A 1,134-nucleotide genomic window follows, 5' to 3' on the forward strand; every position below is an offset into this window, starting at 1 on the left:
CGGCGGCGGAGGAGGCCCCCGCCGTCACCGCGCCGCTGGTGGGCACCTTCTACGCCGCTCCCGCCCCGGAGCAGCCCCCCTTTGCCATGCCGGGGGACAAGGTGAAGAAGGGGCAGACCGTCTGCCTCATCGAGGCCATGAAAACCATGATCGAGGTTCCCGCCCCCTGTGACTGCGTCATCGAAGAGGTGCTGAAGGCCAACGGGGAGCTGGCGGCTTTCGGCGAGGCGCTGATGCGCTACCGGCCATGCTGAAGCGGGTCCTTATCGCCAACCGGGGGGAGATTGCCCTCCGGGTCCTCCGGGCCTGCCGGGAGCTGGAGATCGAGACGGTGGCCGCCTATTCCGAGGCGGACGCGGAGGCCCTCCACGTTCAGCTGGCCACGGAGTCCGTCTGCATCGGCCCCGCCCGGGCGGCGGACAGCTATTTGAATCAGGACGCCCTGCTGACGGCGGCCCTGGCCACCGGCTGCGACGGCATACACCCGGGCTACGGCTTTCTCTCCGAGAACGCGGACTTCTCCGACGCCTGCGCCAAAGCGGGGCTGACCTTCATCGGCCCCTNCGGGGANGCCATCCGAAAGGCGGGCTCCAAGTCCGCCGCCCGGGATTTGATGAAGGCGGCGGGGGTCCCGGTGACTCCCGGCTCCGACGGCCCCGTCTCCTCGGTGGAGGAGGCCCTGGCGGCGGCGGAGGCCGTGGGCTGGCCGGTGCTGCTGAAAGCCTCCGCCGGAGGCGGGGGAAGGGGCATCCGCCGCTGTGACGGCCCGGACGCGCTTCCCGCCGCCTGCGCCGAGGCCAAGGCGGAGGCCGCGGCCTGCTTTGGAAACGACGAGATGTACCTGGAGAAGCTGGTGCTGAACCCCCGGCATGTGGAGGTGCAGATTCTGGCGGACCGCCAGGGGCATACCATTCACCTGGGGGACCGGGACTGCTCCGTCCAGCGGCGGAACCAGAAGCTGATGGAGGAGGCCCCCGCCCCCGGCCTCAGCCCCGCCCTGCGAAGGGCCATGGGAGAAGCCGCCGTCCGGGCGGCGGAGGCCGTGGGCTATGAGGGGGCCGGGACGGTGGAATTCCTGGTGGACGGGGAGAATTTCTACTTTATGGAGATGAACACCCGCATCCAGGTTGAGCA

General features: G+C 70.1%; 2 protein-coding genes. Both read left to right on the forward strand.

Going from position 1 to position 1,134, the window contains the following annotated elements; genetic code table 11:
• Positions 1 to 254 (forward strand): biotin/lipoyl-containing protein (locus JX325_RS17440; protein WP_307819290.1); only part of this gene is annotated, 254 nt, incomplete at its 5' end.
• The coding region (locus JX325_RS17445) for a biotin carboxylase N-terminal domain-containing protein (RefSeq protein WP_204792267.1) at positions 248 to 1,134 on the forward strand (887 nt) is incomplete at its 3' end. The genes JX325_RS17440 and JX325_RS17445, both read left to right, overlap by 7 nt.

Source organism: Oscillibacter sp. CU971 (genome assembly GCF_905219725.1).
In the GTDB taxonomy this organism is placed as follows: domain Bacteria; phylum Bacillota; class Clostridia; order Oscillospirales; family Oscillospiraceae; genus Oscillibacter.